Here is an 18367-nt window from a genome sequence, read left to right as displayed (position 1 = left end):
GGATTTTTATAATGATTATTTACCATAAGCTGGGTTCACTGGTGGTAATACCGTCAAACCCGGTGTAAAAGATCCTATCGACTAAATATTTTCTTTTTACAAAACCACCGGCGATGAACTTTACATTAAGATTTTTAAAGTTATTTTTTAGCAAATCGAAACATAAGCACGCATACTCCGCCGGCAGCAATTCAACAACATCGATTGAATTATTTTTTACGATGTCGATGGATTGGTCTAACGCTCTGGAGTCAATGAGCAATATTCTATAGATAGTGATTAACCCCTCCTTTTTTGCATATCGTAACGCAGTAAAATTAGAGGAAATAACACCGTCCACCTTGTAGATCTTTTTTAATACGGAGAGGCCGCACGGATCGGGTTTGAACCCGCCCAAAAGTTCTAAATGAATCAGAACCTTTTTATTTCTTTTATGACATTTCCCTACCAGGGACTGTAAGTTACCTATATCGGCTTCCGACAATAAAATATATTCTGATTCACAGGAAAGCGCTTTCTCAAAATTTTTATAGCGTCTGACCGAGGGTATGACGGTGTTATTTAACATCATAGAGAGTTGTCCAGATTTCTATTTTTTCATATAGAGGCCATACGCATCTTCCGGTGTTGCATTTTCATGAATGATGGCGTGTAGACCTGCTACAACGTGGGCGGGTTTGGGGTCTTGAGTAATATTTCTGCCTACGGCGACACCTTTCGCCCCCATGTTCATACAGTGCTGTACGAATTCAAAATAACTTAGAATATCGGTTTTCGGGCCGCCTAACGCCAGCACGGGAACACCGGCCGCCTCAACAATCAAGCGGTCTGCGGCGCTTCCTGAAAAGCGGGTTTTGATGACATCGGCCCCTAATTCCACGGCAATGCGGGCAGCGGCGGCAATCACGTCAGGGCTGTTGGATTCGCTATTGGTAACCGGGTAGCCGTAAGGCAACGATTCAACAATTAGCGGTAAATTCCAGGCATCGGCGGCCTGTGCCAGTTTCATGGCCAAATCGTGAGTTTTCTCTTCATTAAACGCGCCGGGGAATGTCATGCACACCACGCCATCGGCCCCGATTTTTAATGCATCTTCAACAGAAAAAACCCCTTTTGTGTCAGGAACGGTGTTATCAAAAATATTTACGGTGCTGTCTACCCGCAGCACAATTGGAATATTCATTAATTCCGCTTCATAATTTTTTGCCATACCGTAGGTGACCAAAACACAATCCAGCCCTTTTTCAATCAATACGGGCAGGCTTTTTAGCGTATCGTCAACGCCTGCTGTTTTGGTGGAAAAATAGTACCCATCCAGTGCCAACGTAACAGATTTACCATCTTGAGCAAAAACTCTGGATAACCGACGTTTTTTTGACATGACTCCAACTCCTTATTTAAAAAATAAAAAAAGCCCTCAGAGATTGTTTAAATCTCTGAGGGCTTTCAGTTCACTGACCCTATTAACAACGGTTTGTTTAATAACACAACCAACAAAACGCTGTTTTATGTAGTTTTTCCGGCTTTCGCCATTCCGAAACTATTAAAAGATTATCACCGGATAATGTTTTAATAGTGTATCTGCGGCTTGTTTTATAACTAGCACGTATTTTTAACAGTTGTCTAACTGTTTATAGCTTTTTGGGATACCAGTCACATTAAAAATATATATCCATAGATTTGACGCGGCTTCAGAGCGGCAAAAAAATAAAGATTCGCCGGAAAGAAATTTGAACAATCGGCGGCGAGAGACAGATTGTCTCGTCTCTCATTACTCCGCTGTAGCTTACTGAAGTCAAGCAGCCAGGGTGAGCGTCAAAATAACCGATCATCGGGAAAGAAAGAGAAGCCGGCATCCATTTCTTTTCCCCTTTTTAGCTATCAAAACCAGAAATTGAGATTTAAAAAATCCGCATAACGCCTGTTATGTTTATCACCCCAATGTTGCAAATTATCACTTTATTTTAACTTTTGGTTATAAGCGCTCTATCTACAGGTGATATACATGATGAAGGATTCAACGCAAGCGTTAAGCATGGGCATATCACGGCGACGTCAAAGCCCGTTGCGCCGCTGGCTGGCGGCGGCGGCCGTCTTTAGCTCGCTGCTGACTGGCGCCGCTCATGCGCAGGAAGCCGCGCCGGAGCAGTTCCGGATTGGCTATCAGAAAGGCTCGGTCAGCCTGGTGCTGGCTAAATCCCATCAGCTGCTGGAGAAACGGTTCCCTCAAACCAAGATCAGCTGGATTGAATTTCCGGCCGGTCCGCAAATGCTGGAAGCGCTTAACGTCGGCAGTATCGATCTGGGCAGTACCGGCGATATTCCGCCCATTTTCGCTCAGGCCGCCGGGGCCGATTTACTGTACGTCGGCGTTGAGCCGCCAAAACCCAAAGCCGAAGTGATTCTGGTGGCCGAAGATAGCCCCATCAAAACCGTCGCCGATCTAAAAGGCCGTAAAGTCGCGTTTCAGAAAGGCTCCAGCTCGCACAATTTGCTGCTGAGGTCGCTACAAAAAGCGGGCTTGTCTTTCTCGGATATTCAGCCTGTCTATCTGACTCCCGCCGACGCCCGCGCGGCGTTTCAACAAGGCAACGTCGACGCCTGGACCATCTGGGATCCCTATTACTCCGCCGCTTTATTGCAGGGCGGCGTCAGAGTGCTGGCCGATGGCGACGGTCTGAACCAGACAGGCTCTTTCTATCTGGCCGCCCGTCCATATACCGAAGCGCATGGCGCCTTTATCCGCCAGGTGCTGGATGTATTAACCCAGGCAGATGCGCTGACGCTAAGCGAGCGCGCGCAAAGCATCACGCTGTTGGCGAACGCGATTGGTCTGCCGGAACAGGTGATTGCCGCCGCGCTGGACCATCGCCCGCCGACGACAATCAAACCGCTGGAACAGCCAACGATCGAAGCGCAGCAATATACCGCCGACCTGTTTTATGAAAATCGGCTGGTGCCGGTAAAAGTTGATGTTTCCCAGCGCGTCTGGCGGCCCCAGGCCCAATGACATGATGCCGGATAGCCCGGAGAGATCGATCTACAGGAGATAACACGATGAGTCTTAACGTATTCTGGTTTTTACCCACCCACGGCGACGGTCGCTATCTCGGCAGTTCAGAGGGCGCGCGCCATGTGGATCACAGCTATTTGCAACAGGTGGCGCAGGCCGCTGAACGGCAGGGATTTGGCGGCGTGCTGCTGCCGACCGGACGTTCCTGCGAGGACTCCTGGCTGGTCGCCGCCTCATTAATCCCGGTGACGCAGCGGCTGAAATTTTTAGTGGCGCTGCGCCCCGGCGTCATCTCGCCGACCATCGCCGCGCGTCAGGCCGCCACGCTGGATCGGCTGTCAAACGGCCGCGCGCTTTTCAATCTGGTCACCGGCGGCGATCCCGAAGAACTGGCCGCGGAAGGGCTGTTTCTCAGCCATGACGAGCGTTATGAGGCGTCCGCCGAATTTACCCACATCTGGCGCAGGCTGCTGGAAGGCGAAACGGTCGACTTTGAAGGCAAGCACCTTAAGGTAAAAGACGCCAAGCTGCTGTATCCGCCGGTGCAGCAGCCGCGTCCGCCGCTTTATTTCGGCGGCTCCTCCGCGGCGGCGCAAGATTTGGCGGCCGATCAGGTCGATCTTTATCTGACCTGGGGCGAGCCGCCCGCACAGGTAAAAGAAAAGCTGGAAGAGGTGCGGGTCAAAGCGCAGGCCAAAGGCCGCCAGGTGCGGTTCGGCATCCGGCTGCATGTTATCGTGCGCGAAACCACGGAAGAAGCCTGGCAGGCCGCCGATCGGCTGATCGCGCATCTGGATGACGACACCATCGCCGCCGCGCAGGCCGCCCTTGCCCGCTTCGATTCGGTCGGACAGCAGCGTATGGCTGCGCTGCACGGCGGGAAAAAGGACCATCTGGAAATCAGCCCCAATCTGTGGGCCGGGGTCGGGTTGGTACGCGGCGGAGCCGGTACGGCGCTGGTGGGCGACGGGCCAACGGTCGCCGCGCGTATTCAGGAGTATGCCGATCTCGGCATCGATACCTTTATTCTTTCGGGTTATCCGCATCTGGAAGAGGCCTATCGGGTCGGCGAACTGCTGTTTCCGCATCTCGATCTGGCGCACCCCGCGCCGCTGCGCGCGGTCGGCTCCCAGGGCGAGGTGGTCGCCAACACTTATATCCCGCAGAAAGCGTCGCAAAGCTGAGGCGGTTCGACGTCCTTTTCGCACTTGGCGATAATATTACTGATCGCCGGTAGCCGCGGATTCTATTGCCAAACGCTACGGCGGCCGCACCATAGGATGACGTGCGGCCGCCGATCCCCGCATCAGACGCCGCGCGCCTAGATCTGCACGAAATGGCCGAGAGAGACTTCCCGATAACTGCGTTCAGGACAGATATAGTCCGGCGGCCTCACCGGGCTTTGCAGTTCATCGCTATAGAGGGCGCGAACCGGTCTGGTATCCGGATCGGGCACCGGCACCGCCGCAATCAGGCGGCGGGTATAATCATGCTGCGGATTATCAAAGATGGCGGAACGCGGCCCAATCTCGACGATCTCCCCCAGATACATCACCGCGACCCGGTGGCTGATGCGCTCAACGACCGCCATGTCATGGGAAATAAACAGGAAAGAAAGCCCCAATTTCTGTTGTAAATCCATCATCAGATTGATGACCTGCGCCTTGACGGATACATCCAGCGCCGAAACCGACTCGTCGGCGATGATGATTTTCGGTTCCAGCGCCAGCGCTCTGGCGATGCATACGCGCTGCCGTTGTCCGCCGGAAAACTGATGGGGGAAACGTTCGGCCATCCAGCCCGGTAAACCGACCTGTTCCAGCAGTTCCCTGACGCGGGCATGAACCTGTTTGGCGCCGGCCAGACCATGAGCCAGCATCGGTTCGGCAATGGCGTCGCCCACCCGTATTCTCGGATTCAGGCTTTCGTAAGGGTCTTGAAACACCATCTGAATTAACCGCCGGCGCTCGGACAGGTCATTTTTATCCGCCGTGAGGATATCCCGCCCCTGAACCAGAATCTCTCCGCTGTTCGCTTCGGTCAGACGGATGATTGAGCGCCCGGTGGTGGATTTTCCGCAGCCCGACTCGCCCACCAAAGACAAGGTTTCGCCGGGCCACAGATCGAAAGAGACGTTTTCCACCGCATGCACCCGCCCGGACAGCCGCCGGAAAAAACCGGATCGGATATCAAAGCGGGTCACCAGATTTTTCACCGCCAGTACCGGTTGGTCGCCGCGAACCGTACTGACCGTTTCCGGTATCGGCAGGCTTTCGCCCGTCTGACGATCCACCAGCGGAAAACGCTGCGGCCAATCGGTTCCCGCCATAGAGCCCAATTTGGGTACGGCGGACAGCAACATGCGGGTGTAAGGATGTTGGGGATGATGAAAAATTTCTCTGGTGGCGGCGTTTTCAACCATTTCGCCCTGATGCATGACTAACGTGCGGTCAGAGACTTCGGCCACCACGCCCATATCATGGGTAATAAACAATACCGACATCCCTTCCTCTTCCTGAAGGGTTTTAATCAACGCCAATATCTGCGCCTGAATGGTGACATCCAGCGCCGTGGTCGGTTCATCGGCAATCAATAGCCGTGGATTGCACGCCAGCGCGATGGCGATCACCACCCGCTGGCGCATCCCGCCGGAAAAACTTTGCGGATACTCATGCAAGCGCGATTTGGCGCCGGGAATGCGCACTCTTTCCAGCAGGCGCACCGCCTCCGCCCGCGCCTGCGCCTTATCCATTCCCCGGTGTTGACGCAGCACCTCGGTAATCTGATAGCCGATCGGCAATACCGGATTGAGGCTGGTCATCGGTTCCTGAAAAATCATCCCGATGCGGTTGCCGCGCACATCCCGCATCTCTCTGGGCGATAGGGAGAGCAGTTCGACGCCGCCGAAATGAATCTCCCCGCTGACCTGGCTTTGCCCGGCGGGCAATAGCCGCATGATGGATTTCGCCATCACGCTCTTGCCCGAACCGGATTCGCCCACTACCGCGACGGTTTCTTTTTCACCGATGGCGAAAGACAGATCGCGCACGACATTCATCCACTCGCCGTTCACCTGAAAAGCCGTGGTGAGATGCGATACCGACATAACCGGCGACGTCATGTTTTCCCCCTTAATGCCTTGGATTGAGGATATCGCGCAGCGCATCCCCAACCAGATTGATCGCCACAATGAGCAGCAGCAGCGTCAGCCCTGGGAAGAAACTGATCCAGTAGTCGCCCGACATCAGGTATTCAAAACCGTTTGCAATCAATAAACCCAGCGACGGCTCGGTCACCGGCAGTCCGATTCCGAGAAAAGAGAGCGTCGCCTCCAGCATGATGGCGTAGGCGATGCGCATCGTCGCCACCACAATCAGGGGCGCCAGACAGTTCGGCAAAATATGTCGAAACAGGATGCGCCGATTGGATAAGGCCATGCTGCGCGCGGCATCCACGTAGCTTCGGCGTCGTTCGACCAGCGCCGAGCCCCGAATGGTGCGCGCATAGTAAGCCCACTGGGTCACCACCAGCGCCAGAATAATTTTATCGACGCCCTGCCCCAGCACCGCCAGCAAAATCAGCGCAATCAGGATCGGCGGGAAACTGAGCTGAATATCGACGATACGCATGATCACCGCGTCCGTTTTGCCGCCGGCATAGGCGCTAATCAGTCCCAACGAGGCGCCGATCAGCAGCGCCAATACCGCGCTGGAAAACCCGACCGCCAAACTGATTCGCGTGCCGTAGAGAATGGCGCTGAACAGGTCGCGCCCCTGATCGTCGGTGCCCAGCCAATAGGTTATGCCGCTGAGGCTATCGGATCCCGGCGGCAGGCGTCCGTCCATGATATCGAGCTGCATCAGATCGTAGGGGTTTTGCGGCGAAACCAGCGGAGCAAGGGGCGCCAGCACAATAAAAAGCGCCAGCGTAATCAGTCCGCACAACGCCAGCCGGTTTTTGAACAGCGCAAGCAGAACCAGCGTAAAGGCCGAACGGCTTTGCTCCCGCCCCGCCGCGCGCTGATGTACCGTATTGGCGGGCATCAGTTATTTCCTCCCAGCCGGACGCGCGGATCGACCAGCACATACAGCAGGTCGACAAGCAGATTAATGACGCTGAACATCACCACGGTAATCATCAGATAAGACAAGATCACCGGCCTATCCAGCACGGCTATCGAATCGATAATCAGCTTACCCATGCCGGGCCAGGCGTAAATGGTTTCCGTGACCACCGCAAACGCGATAAGCGAGCCCAACTCCAGACCGATGACGGTAATCAGCGGGATCAGGGTGTTGCGCAGCACGTGCACCAGCACAATACGGGTTTCCGATAGCCCTTTGGCGCGGGCAAACTGCACATAGTCCTGTTGCAGACATTCGATCACGCCCGCCCGCATCAAGCGAATAATCAATGAGGTTTTAAACAGCGCCAGGTTGAACGCGGGCAAGAGCAGGTGTTCAAGGCCGTCTTTGGTTAAGAAGCTAAAGGGAATGCCGAATAAATCGCTGGTTTGTCCGCGCCCCGATGCGGGCAGTAGCCCCAGCTTGACGCTGAACAGCATGATCATGACCAGGCCAATCCAGAAGGTCGGCAAACTAAAGCCGAAGATGGAAAACGTCATAATCGATTTCGATACGGCGCTGTCCGGCCGCAGGCCGGCGTAAATGCCGAGCGGTATGCCGAGAATCAAAGCGATAACGAACGCCGTCATCGCCAACTCCAACGTGGCGGGCATGCGCTGAAAAATCAGCGTCAGCGCCGGCTGGTTAAAAATAAAGGAGTTTCCCATATCGCCCTGCAAGGCGTTCAGTACGAATAATCCATACTGTTCCCAGACCGGTTTATCCAAACCGAACGACTGAATTACCGCCAGTCTTTCCGCCGGCGTCGCCGTCGCCCCCAGCAGCATGTCCACCGGATTGCCAACCAGATACACCCCCACAAATACCAGTACCGACATGACGACCAACGTCAACAGCGTCTGTCCGATACGGCTTAGCAGGTAGGCAATCATCAACTGTCCTCAGAACCATAGCGGTTCAGATAGTCCGCAAGCAGGGCCAGAACGCCCTGCTCATCCGTATCCCGCATCACCAGCGCATTGGCGGGCCGGCCGAGCTTGTTATAAAAATCGGCAAACGCATAGCCGGCCGTGCGGCCAACGACTTCCACCTCTACTCTGGCCGATACGCCGCTGAACAACGCGGGGTTGAGTAACCATGCTACCACGGTGGCGTCATGAATCGGCCCGCCTTCGCGGCCGAAACGGGCGACTTCGTTACGGTCGAAGCGGCGTAATAACGCCGCCAGCGCCGCACCAGGCGCGCCGGCGCGGCGTTCCAGGTCATCAATCTGTTGTTTCTGAATAAGCACCTGAAACGTCATATCCAGCGGCATGATCACGACAGGAACGCCGGAAGAAAAAACGATCGCCGCCGCATGGGGATCGGCGTAAACGTTAAAATCCGCCCAGGGAACACGATTGCCCAACGCGCTAAAAGCGCAGCTCATGGTGACAATCCGTTTGATGCCGCGGGCGACATCAGGATGATGACGCAGCGCCAACGCCAGGTTGGTCAACGGCCCCAGCGCGCACAGGGTTATCGGATTGTTGTCCGCCGCGGCCTGGCGCGCCACGCGCACCAGAAAATCAACCGCATGCTCCTGCTCCGCGCGGAAAGACGAATCCGGCACCAGATCATGAGAAAACGCCCCGATATGCGCGTACTTACCATAGACCTGCTCGCGCACCAGCGGCCCTGTCGCGCCGGCGTAAACCGGCACATCCGTTCTGCCGGTCAACCCGACCACCTTGCAGGCGTTGGCCAGCGTATCCTCAAGCGGCACATTGCCCGCCACCACCGTGATGCCCAGAATGTCCAATTCCGGCGCCGCCATCGCCAGCCAAATGGCGATGGCGTCATCCACACCGGGATCGGTATCAATAATAATGCGTTCTTTAACCATATCAGGCTTTCACTTCATAGCGGTTCAGGCGTTCGGCAAACAGCGCAAAAACCCGTTCAGCATCAACTTTCGTCACCACATCCACATTAGGCCGCCCACCGGTCTTACCATACCAGTCAGCCACGGTCTGCCCCATGCAAAGCTCGCTTTCATGTTCAATGTAGACCCGCGCTTTTTCGCTGTTAAAACAGTGCGGCGCCAGTAGCCAGGCGATGACCAGCGGATCGTGCAGCGGCCCGCCGCGCGAACCGTAACGGCGGATATCGTTACGATCCCAGAACGCCATCATTTCCCCCAGCGGCGCGGAAATCCGGCCGGAAAGCGCAATAAAGCGCGCAACCTGTTCCGGCGTCAGGATCACCTGGTGCGTGGCATCCAACGGCAGCGCGACAATGGCGATGGAGGAAGAGAACACCACATGCGCCGCATGAGGGTCGGCCAGCATATTGAATTCCGACGTCAGACTGCGGTTTCCGGCCTCCCGGTAAGCGCCCCCCATCATAACGACGCGTTCAATGCCGCCGGCGATGGCGGGTTTCATAATCAACGCGGTCGCCAGATTGGTTAGCGGCCCCAGCGTACACAGCGTGATGGGTTTACCGGCCGCCGCGGCCTGTTCGCATTGCTCAATGATAAAGCTCACCGCATGCTGGGATTCGGCCCGTTTCCGTGGTTCGGGTAAGACCGTGTTCCCCAATCCGCTTTTCCCATGAAACTGGCCATGAATCGCATCGCGGAAAAGGGGACGATGACACCCGGCATAGACGGGAATATCCGTACGTCTCCCCAGTTCGGTGATTTGCAAAGCGTTATGAACCGTGCGCTCCAGCGGTTGATTGCCGCAAACCGCACAAATGCCGAGAATATCCAGCTCAGGCGAGACAAATGCGCTCAACAGCGCGATGGCGTCATCAATCCCCGGATCGCAATCAATAATAATCGGTACAGCACTCATCCGGCGACCGTTCCCTTCTTCAAGATGTTGTTACATATTATAAAGCGCCGACGGACGTCAGAACCTCGGCGATCTCTTGGCGCGCCCGTTCATCCAGCGACGGCTGCGGCGGCAGCGGATCTCCCACGTCGAATCCCTGCAATTGCAGCGCCGCTTTAATACAGCCGGCAATGGAATAACGGGCGAAAATTTCATTGATGCGCCACAGCGGGCGCTGAAGAGCCATTGCCGTTACCCAGTCGCCCGAGCGGGCGGCTTCGTACAGGGCAATACTCTGTTTGGGGACAATACAGGCCGGGCCGGCCATCCAGCCGACGCCGCCGATCAGCATCACGCAGGCGGGAATATGGGCAGAGGCGGAGAACACCTCCATTCGCCCGCGGGTTCGTTCAATAATGGACAGTAAACGCCCGGTATTGGTGGAAGCATCTTTGATATAGCGGATGTTATCGACATAGCTCAGCCGTTCAATAACCGGCAGGCTGAGATCGGAACGCTGGAATTGCGGGTTGGTATACAACACCACCGGCTTTTGCCCGGCGGCCTCGGCAATCGCGCGGAAATAGCGCTCGACGCCGTCGTCCTTAAGCGGGAAATAGGCTTCCAGCACGGCAAGGATACCGTCAGCGCCCAGTTCGATATAGCGCCGCGTCTGTTCTACCGCATCGCGAATCGTCGTGGAGGCCACGCCGGCGATAACGGGCACGCGGCCGCGGGCGGCGTCGATAACCGTTCTGACCACATCTTCCCGCTGGGCGGCGGAGAGATAAGCGAATTCCCCCGTACTGCCGAGAGGCACCAACCCATGTACGCCGCAATTGATAAGGTGTTCGGTTAGCTGAGCCAATACCGCGCGATCAACCTGGCCATCCGGTTTAACGGGCGAAACCAGGTAGGGAAACACGCCGCTGAATACGCTCATACCGTTCTCCTATCGTGATGCGGGGCTACTGCGCCGAACGGACGAAGTAAGGCAGCGTGTAGGCATCCGAGCGCCCCACATAGGTGTACTGCTTCTTCATCGCCCAGGTGTTGGACAGGAACATCACCGGAATCACGCCCTGATCGTTCATACCGATGTTCATCGCTTCGGCCAGTAACGCTTCCCGCCGCGCGCTATCCATGGTTGAACGTGCGTCGTTCAACGCTTTATCAAAAGCGGGATTGGAATAGCGGCCACGGTTGCCCTGCCCGCCATTGGGACCGAAGGTCTCCAGCAACGGCCCCAGAACGCCGGACGCTTCTCCGGTTTCGATGGCCGCGCCGCCCATGATCAAACTGAATTCGAGACGGGCCGCACGCGAGAAATAGACGCTGCCCGGCATCGTTACAACGTCGGTTTTTATCCCGACGCGGGTAAACATCTGACCGATAGCCTGCGCGATTTTCGCGTCATTGGGATATCGATCGTTTGAAGCATGAAACGTCAACGTAAAGCCGTCGGGGTATCCCGCCGCCGCCAGTTCCTGTTTGGCTTTCTCCGGGTTGTAAACCGGCGCGGGAATGGAGGCGGAATAGCCGAAATACCCTTTAGGCACAAGCTGGGAGGCCGGTACGGCCTGCCCGTCCATAATACGATCGACGATTGCCTGACGATTAAGCGCTAAAGACATCGCCTGGCGGACTTCTTTTTTTAGTAATGGATTTTTGCCATCAGGACCTTTAGCGAACGGAGATACGTCGCGCTGCTGGTCCATATGCAGATAAATAATACGATTCCCTGGTGTTGAAATCGTGTGTAACTGATTATTTTTTAAAATATTACGGCTGTCGGCTGTTGGAACGCTTTCGATCATGTCCACATCACCGGATAAAATGGCGGCTACACGGGCGCTGCTGTTTTTAAATACACGAACGGTAACCTTGTCCCACTCGGCTTTTCCCCCCCAGTAGTTATCATTACGTTCAAGAACGACCCGATCGTCGGGCACCCAGGAAACAAACTTGAAAGGCCCGGTTCCAATTACGTCTTTCCCGGCATTCAGCGTTTCCGTCGGCACCGTTTCGAGACGGGCCGGTAAAATTGAAACTCGGCTTAAATTATTCAACAGCAAAGGCGACGGTTCTTTGGTGGTGATGCGCAGCGTTAACGGATCGATCTCTTTAATATCAGCAATATCGTTGACGTAAGGCGCATAAGAACTCGGGCTGTTTTTTGATGCCAGCGCGACGCGTTTGATGCTGGCAATCACATCTTTGGCGGTAAAATCACCGCCGTCATGAAACTTTACGCCTGGCCGTAATGAGAATTCCCAGGTTTTATCGTCAATAACTTTCCACGATACGGCCAAGGCAGGAGAAATTTGTTGCTTTTCATCCTGAGAAACCAAACTGTCAAAAATATTACGCGCCATTGCGCTATTTTGTCCCCCCACATAAAACTGAGGATCCATTGACGTTGTGGATGTAGCCAAACCAATATTCAGATCAGCACTAAAAACCAAAGGCGAAGATGAAAATAAAAAAGTGAAAAATAATGCCATCGTTGATTGTTTCATTCATCAATCCCTCTATTCCATGGCAGATTTATGTAGTGCATAAAATATTATATTGCTGGAGTCTATGCGCTAGATTAGATAAATAAAAATTACATTTTGTGTTAAATTGATAACTAAATATTATGTTTCGGAGTGAACAGTATGCGAATCAATCCCCGCCAGGTTGAAGCTTTTCACAAAGTCATCCTTACCGGCGGGATCACGGCGGCGGCCAACATGATGCACATTACCCAACCAGCGGTAAGCCGACTTATCCGGGATTTTGAATACGCCCTGAACCTGAAATTGTTCGATCGGGACGGGCGCGGCCTTATTCCCCGCGCCGAAGCGATGAAGCTTTACCGGGAGGTGGATCGCCTCTATCTGGGGCTGGATCACATCGCCCTGATTGCCGATGAAATTCGTCATGCCAAAGGCAGCGTACTGCGCATTGCCTCGGTTCAGGCGCTGTCGCTGCTCTGTTCGGAGCAAATGCTTCCCGCCTTAATCACCGAATATCCTGATATCTCATTGTTTTTAGACATCGAAAGCACCAGCCATATCACCGAGGCCATCACGGCGAACCAGTACGACGTCGGCTTTATTTTTGGTCAGGTAGGCAACAAAGGTCTGGAAGCCGAACCGCTGGCCGACGCTAGCGCTGTTGCCGTATTGTCGATGACGCATCCTTTGGCGAAAGCGGATCAGATCACCATTGACGACCTAACCCATTACCGCGCCATTCTACCAGGCAGAACCACGCCGTTACGGGCGCAAATCGATATATCGCTCAGAAAAGAGCTGGGATATTTGCACAATCCGATTGAAACCTCGATGGCTAACAGCTGCGCGCTGGCGGCAAAAAATGTGGGTATCGGCGTCGTGGATTTCATCACGGCGTTAAATAGTCCGTCCCCGGTTATCGTTAAGCCTTTTACTCCCAATATAAAAATGGCGTACTGCGCGGTTTACCCGCCGCAAATTCCCAGAAGCCAGCTAGTTAATCACGTCACCCGGATGATAAAAGAAAAAATAACCGACTGCCTGTCATTAGAATAATCGACTCGTTCCATCGGTTTTTTTGCGTGTTATTTGTTTTTACGCTTTTCATTAAAGCGTTTCTTAGGAATTAGTTTTCGCGCTAATAAATAGCAGGTGAATAATTTAAAATAATTATCACGCGTTGAAGCATGATAATTATTATTAACCTTCTCTTTACAAAAAGTTTTTGAATTGAGTTAATCTCGCCAGTGATATTTCCCGGTATGGTTAAAAGGATTTTGACGCATGCTAACGCAAGAACAGAAAAACCAACAGATAGAAGAAGGCGCACTACGTTTGATGACGTTAGGCGAGATATCAATGGCCCGTCAGATAGTTGGAAACGCTATTGTATACAATACAGCCAAGTATGGATCCATTGTGACAGCTATCTGCCATTTGGTTTGCAAGGTAAACACGTTGGCATGTCGCCCAATCAGTGCGTCCCCGCGCAGGGATATGTTTTTACGGAAGGCCAGCAATATCACTTCTCCGCGAAGCTGACGTCAAAGAAAAAATCTGCGGCTGGAGATTTCCCCTTTAGTCGTGAATTTATCACTGAATTCTCGTTGAAAAAGATTAATAACCACTTACATGTAGATGTCATCCAGAAAGATCGTTAATGGCATATATAAAAGTAGCCATCATTGATGGCTACTATAAACAACCGCCATCAGGCATTGAGAACAAATTTCTCAATGGCGTAAGCCACGCCGTCTTCCGCATTGGTTTTGGTGACGAACTGGCTGGCTTTCTTCACCTCATCGATGGCATTGCCCATCGCTACGCCAATCCCGGCGTAATTAATCATCGCCAGATCGTTTTCCTGATCGCCCATCGCCATTACGCTTTCACGGGGAATCTTCAGGTGTTCGGCCAGCATCTTCACGCCTTCGCCCTTATTGACCCGCTTATTCAGAATTTCCAGATAATACTCGGCGCTCTTCATCAGGGTGTAATGCTCATGCGCTTCCCGCGGGATCTGGCTGATGGCCCGATCCAGCACCGGCGGCTCATCAATCATCATCAGTTTCGGGAACGTCAGGCTGCGATCCATCTCTTCCACCGCACGATACTTCAACGGCATGCCGGTCAGATTCGACTCATGAACGGTATAGGCGCTGATATCTTTATTCGCGGTGTAGACAAAGTTGAAGTCCAATGCGTGGAAATGCACATTGAGCTTGCGCGCCAGCGCTTCGAAGTAGAGATAATCGTCAAAGCTGAGCGTGGTTTGCGCCACGCACTCGCCATCGCTGGCGCGTTGCACCAGCGCGCCGTTGTTGGTGATGCAATAGCAACCTTCCTGCCGTAAATCCAACTCCGCCAGGTAACGCGCCACGCCGATAAACGGGCGGCCGGTAGCCAATACCACCTGCACGCCTTTTTCTCTGGCGGCGGCAATAGCGGCTTTCACGGCAGGCGAAATCTGGTTCTGGGGCGTCAACAGCGTCCCATCCATATCAATAGCGATCAGTTTAATAGACATAGTTTTTCCAGCGGCATATGACTGTTTTTATGCTAACGCGATTCAGCGACGAAGAGCCAGCAAAATAAAGCACGCTAATATTCGTCATCAATGATAAGAAAGCGATATTTCCTAATTTTGACGTCTATTGAGCGCGCTCATATGCGAACAAACCGAAAATCCGGCCATATTTATACGCAAGAGATTTCAGTCGGCGGGGATGCGGCCCCCAAGGGCAGGGCCGCGTCATTCAGGGAAACCGACACCGGGCTGATAAGTAAGCCGTCTCACGCCAAATCAGCGCCTTGACTGGCGATAACCCGCTGATACCAGTTAAAGCTCTTCTTCTTCGAACGTTGCAGCGTGCCGGTGCCGTCATCATGTTTATCGACATAGATAAAGCCATAGCGTTTGCTGTACTGCCCGGTGGTAAAGGAAACGCAGTCGATGCAGCCCCAGGGGGTGTAACCCATTAATTCAACACCATCTTCCAATACGGCTTTTTTCATCTGCTCAATGTGCGCACGCAGATAATCGATACGGTAATCGTCATGGATCTGTCCGTCGCTTTCCACGGTATCGACCGCGCCGAAACCGTTTTCAACGATAAACATCGGCTTTTGATAACGCTCATAGAAGCTGTTCAGCGTATAACGCAGCCCCACCGGATCAATCTGCCACCCCCACTCGGACGCGCCGATGTACGGGTTTTTCACGCTGCCGTTAAAGCCCGCGATAGCATCGCCTCCCGGCTGGTCTTTGGCGGCGTATTGTACGGCGTTGCTCATGTAATAGCTGAAGCCGAGATAATCCGCGCAGCCTTCCCTCAGGATGTGCTCGTCGCCCGGCAGCCTGTCAATCTGGTAGCCCTTGCTTTCCCACTCTTTCAGGATATAGGACGGGTAATAGCCGCGCAGCTGCACATCGCCGAACAGGTGACGTTCGCGCATCGCTTCCTGGGCGAACATCACATCATCAGGATTGCAGGACCAGGGATAAAGCGGCACCAACGCCAGCATGCAGCCGATTTTAAACTCAGGGTTGATCGCATGCCCCAGCTTCACGACTTTGGCGCTGGCCACGAACTGATGGTGCAGCGTCTGATACATCGCCTGTTCGGGGTTCGGGTGTTTGGTGAAAATCACCCCGGAACAGCAATAGCCAAACAGCGGATACCGCCAGTTACGCTGGTTATTGATCTCGTTGAACGTCATCCAGTATTTCACCTTGGACTTATAGCGTTTCATTACCACTTCGCTGTAACGCACAAAAAAATCAATCACCCGGCGGTTAAGCCATCCGCCATATTGCTTGACCAGATGGTAGGGCATCTCAAAGTGGGAAAGCGTAATCACCGGCTCAATATTGTATTTCAGCAGCTCGTCGAACAGGTCGTCATAAAATTGCAGGCCCGCTTCATTCGGCTCCTGCTCATCGCCATTGGGGAAGATGCGCGTCCAGGCGATGGAAGTACGGAAACATTTAAACCCCATCTCGGCGAACAGCGCGATATCCTGTTTGTAGCGGGAATAAAACTCCACCGCCTGATGATTGGGATAGCTGACGCCCGGCTGTACGCCATCGGTTATCACGCGATCCACGCCGTGCGCGCCGCCGGAAAGCACGTCACAAATGCTGACGCCTTTTCCCCCTTGATCCCAACCACCTTCAACCTGATGCGCCGCTACCGCGCCGCCCCACAGAAAATCTTTCGGTAATTGCTGAACTGACATCTCGTACCCTTTTTAGCTTTTGATAAAGAAACCGGCATTCGCCGGTAAAAACGGTTGGCGTTAACGCGATACGCGAGCGGCTTAAGGCGCAAGCGCGGCAATCCGCTTATGCAGATAAATAAGTTCCTCAACCAGTTCGCGGCACAGCATCGCATTCATCAGATGATCCTGCGCATGGACCAGAATCAGGTTGACCGGAATTTTTCCGCTCCCTTCATCCGCGCCGATCAGTTCGGTCTGAATCTGATGCGCCTTACGCGCGGCGGCAGAGGCGTCGGCCAGCAGCGCATCCGCCTGGTCCCAGTCATATTTTCTTGCGGCTCTCAGGGCTTCCATTGCGCTGGAACGGGCTTCTCCGGCATGAATAATCAGCGCCATTACCGTGTTTTCATCAAGCTCCATCAGTAACCCCCTCGGTTTGCATCGTCTCTTTTTCCTGCGCTAAAAGCTGGCGTTCGTACATCTTGAAGAACGGATAGTAAATCACCGCCGACACCACAATCAGTACGCCGACCAGCACAATGGCCCGCCAATCCCAACCGGTGGACCAGGCCGCGCCGATCGGCGCCGGCGTTGTCCAGGGAGCGAGCGACACCACATGGTTGACCAGCGAGGTTCTGGTGGCGACGTAAGCGATAACGGCGTTGACCAATGGCGCGGTAATGAACGGAATAAACAACAGCGGGTTCATGACCACCGGAGAGCCAAAAATCACCGGTTCGTTGATATTGAACATACTGGGAACGACGGCCAGTTTGCCAATGGAGCGCAGATGAGCCGAACGGCTGCGCAGATAAAGGAACACCAGGCCCATGGTCGAACCGGAGCCCCCCACCACGATAAAGAACTGCCAGAATGGTTCGATAAAGATTTGAGTGATAGGCGCGCCCGCATTTAGCGCCTGCTGGTTAAGACCCAGATTGGTCAGCCAGAAAGCCTGCAAGATCCCCCCGACGATCACCGCGCCGTGGATCCCGGCAAACCACAGCAAATGGCATAACAGCACGGCGATCAAAATGGCGGGCAGCGAATCCGAAGCGGAGATAATCGGCGCGAAGATCGCCATAATCGCCTGCGGCAACAGCATGCCGAACTGGCTTTGAATAAACAGGCTGAGCGGAAACAGCGTCAGGAAAATGGCCAGGATCGGAATCAACAGATCAAAAGACTGGCGGATCTTCGGCGGCACCTGCTCCGGCAGCCGGATACCGATGTTATGCTTCTGCAGGAAATGCATCAGTTCCGTGGCATAGAGCGCAACCAGAATGGCGGTAAAGATCCCCTCGCCCCCCAGCGATCCCACCGGCAAGCTGCCGTCGCTTTGCGGCGCCGCCGTCACCAGGAACGACATCAGCGCCAGGCAGGCCGCCATAAAGCCGTTCATTTTGTAGCTTTGTGCCAGGTTATAGGCAATCGCGCTACAGATATACAGCGCCATGATGCCCATGGTCATATTGTAGGGCATCATGATCTGCTCGGTATGACGCTCGACTATCCCTAGCCACCACTGGGCGAACGCCCACTGGCTGTCCGCGCTGAAAGGGGGATGAGCAAATAGCAACATAAAGGAGCCGACAATCAAAAATGGCATGGTGGCAATAAAACCATCTTTAATTGCTACAACGTGACGCTGATTGGAAAGTTTTGCCGCAACCGGGCTGATGCGGTTTTCAATCACGCTAAATAATGACTCACTGAACGTACCCATTA

The 18367-nt window shown here is 53.9% G+C and carries 17 protein-coding genes and 1 pseudogene; 5 read left to right on the top strand and 13 right to left on the bottom strand.

The window, feature by feature from the left end:
- Window positions 1-19: 19 nt before the first annotated feature.
- Both HC231_RS00130 and HC231_RS00125 read right to left on the bottom strand, forming a co-directional pair.
- A complete protein-coding gene (locus HC231_RS00130) occupies window positions 20-571 on the bottom strand; it encodes a glycerol-3-phosphate responsive antiterminator (RefSeq protein ID WP_208229179.1) in 552 nt (183 codons plus the stop codon).
- Between the two features lie 18 nt (window positions 572-589).
- A complete protein-coding gene (locus tag HC231_RS00125) occupies window positions 590-1381 on the bottom strand; it encodes a class I fructose-bisphosphate aldolase (protein WP_208229178.1) in 792 nt (263 codons plus the stop codon).
- Between the two features lie 654 nt (window positions 1382-2035).
- Between HC231_RS00125 and HC231_RS00120 the strand changes: the two genes are divergently transcribed.
- Window positions 2036-3010 (top strand): sulfonate ABC transporter substrate-binding protein, encoded by a 975-nt coding sequence (locus HC231_RS00120; protein ID WP_208231170.1) that lies wholly within the window; start codon window positions 2036-2038, stop codon window positions 3008-3010.
- Window positions 3011-3057: 47 nt separating this feature from the next.
- On the top strand, window positions 3058-4197 hold the full coding sequence (gene ssuD, locus HC231_RS00115; RefSeq protein WP_208229177.1) for an FMNH2-dependent alkanesulfonate monooxygenase: 1140 nt from the start codon (window positions 3058-3060) through the stop codon (window positions 4195-4197).
- Between the two features lie 137 nt (window positions 4198-4334).
- Here the strand turns inward: ssuD and HC231_RS00110 are convergent, their stop codons facing one another.
- From HC231_RS00110 to HC231_RS00080, 7 genes are read right to left on the bottom strand one after another with little or no spacing between them, the layout of a single operon-like run.
- Window positions 4335-6134, bottom strand: coding sequence for an ABC transporter ATP-binding protein (locus tag HC231_RS00110; protein WP_208229176.1), 1800 nt, complete (start codon window positions 6132-6134; stop codon window positions 4335-4337).
- Between the two features lie 10 nt (window positions 6135-6144).
- A complete protein-coding gene (locus HC231_RS00105; protein WP_208229175.1) occupies window positions 6145-7056 on the bottom strand; it encodes an ABC transporter permease in 912 nt (303 codons plus the stop codon).
- Complete coding sequence (locus HC231_RS00100) at window positions 7056-8030, bottom strand: ABC transporter permease (RefSeq protein ID WP_208229174.1); 975 nt, start codon at window positions 8028-8030, stop codon at window positions 7056-7058. Before HC231_RS00100 ends, HC231_RS00105 begins: the two co-directional genes overlap by 1 nt.
- Complete coding sequence (locus HC231_RS00095; protein WP_208229173.1) at window positions 8030-8983, bottom strand: nucleoside hydrolase; 954 nt, start codon at window positions 8981-8983, stop codon at window positions 8030-8032. The genes HC231_RS00100 and HC231_RS00095 overlap by 1 nt, the downstream gene beginning before the upstream one ends.
- A gap of 1 nt (window position 8984) precedes the next feature.
- A complete protein-coding gene (locus HC231_RS00090; protein ID WP_208229172.1) occupies window positions 8985-9938 on the bottom strand; it encodes a nucleoside hydrolase in 954 nt (317 codons plus the stop codon).
- A gap of 37 nt (window positions 9939-9975) precedes the next feature.
- On the bottom strand, window positions 9976-10860 hold the full coding sequence (locus HC231_RS00085) for a dihydrodipicolinate synthase family protein (RefSeq protein WP_208229171.1): 885 nt from the start codon (window positions 10858-10860) through the stop codon (window positions 9976-9978).
- A 25-nt stretch (window positions 10861-10885) separates the two neighbouring features.
- Window positions 10886-12436, bottom strand: a complete 1551-nt coding sequence (locus HC231_RS00080; RefSeq protein ID WP_208229170.1) for an ABC transporter substrate-binding protein — start codon at window positions 12434-12436, stop codon at window positions 10886-10888.
- Between the two features lie 141 nt (window positions 12437-12577).
- On the opposite strand from HC231_RS00080, the gene HC231_RS00075 reads away from it, so the two are divergent.
- From HC231_RS00075 to HC231_RS24260, 3 genes and pseudogenes are all read left to right on the top strand, one after another.
- Entirely contained in the window at window positions 12578-13474 is an 897-nt protein-coding gene (locus tag HC231_RS00075; protein WP_208229169.1) for a LysR family transcriptional regulator, read from the top strand.
- A gap of 282 nt (window positions 13475-13756) precedes the next feature.
- Window positions 13757-13893 (top strand): annotated as a pseudogene (locus HC231_RS24265) (type IV secretion protein Rhs); the annotation flags it as partial.
- Window positions 13882-14079, top strand: a complete 198-nt coding sequence (locus tag HC231_RS24260) for a putative T6SS immunity periplasmic lipoprotein (RefSeq protein WP_425490569.1) — start codon at window positions 13882-13884, stop codon at window positions 14077-14079. The pseudogene HC231_RS24265 and the gene HC231_RS24260, both read left to right, overlap by 12 nt.
- Window positions 14080-14129: 50 nt before the next feature.
- Here the strand turns inward: HC231_RS24260 and yidA are convergent, their stop codons facing one another.
- The 4 genes from yidA to HC231_RS00050 form a co-directional block, all read right to left on the bottom strand.
- Window positions 14130-14945 carry a sugar-phosphatase gene (yidA, locus tag HC231_RS00065; RefSeq protein ID WP_208229168.1) on the bottom strand — a complete coding sequence of 272 codons (816 nt, stop codon included), beginning with the start codon at window positions 14943-14945 and terminating at the stop codon, window positions 14130-14132.
- 266 nt (window positions 14946-15211) lie between these two features.
- Entirely contained in the window at window positions 15212-16657 is a 1446-nt protein-coding gene (locus tag HC231_RS00060) for a 6-phospho-beta-glucosidase (protein ID WP_208229167.1), read from the bottom strand.
- A gap of 81 nt (window positions 16658-16738) precedes the next feature.
- Entirely contained in the window at window positions 16739-17059 is a 321-nt protein-coding gene (locus HC231_RS00055) for a PTS lactose/cellobiose transporter subunit IIA (RefSeq protein ID WP_208229166.1), read from the bottom strand.
- On the bottom strand, window positions 17049-18365 hold the full coding sequence (locus tag HC231_RS00050; RefSeq protein ID WP_208229165.1) for a PTS sugar transporter subunit IIC: 1317 nt from the start codon (window positions 18363-18365) through the stop codon (window positions 17049-17051). The genes HC231_RS00055 and HC231_RS00050 overlap by 11 nt, the downstream gene beginning before the upstream one ends.
- Between the last annotated feature and the right edge of the window lie 2 nt (window positions 18366-18367).

Source organism: Brenneria izadpanahii (assembly GCF_017569925.1).
Classification (GTDB): domain Bacteria; phylum Pseudomonadota; class Gammaproteobacteria; order Enterobacterales; family Enterobacteriaceae; genus Brenneria; species Brenneria izadpanahii.
Note: the sequence above shows the minus strand (reverse complement) of the source record. Positions and strands in the feature narration are given on the sequence as shown.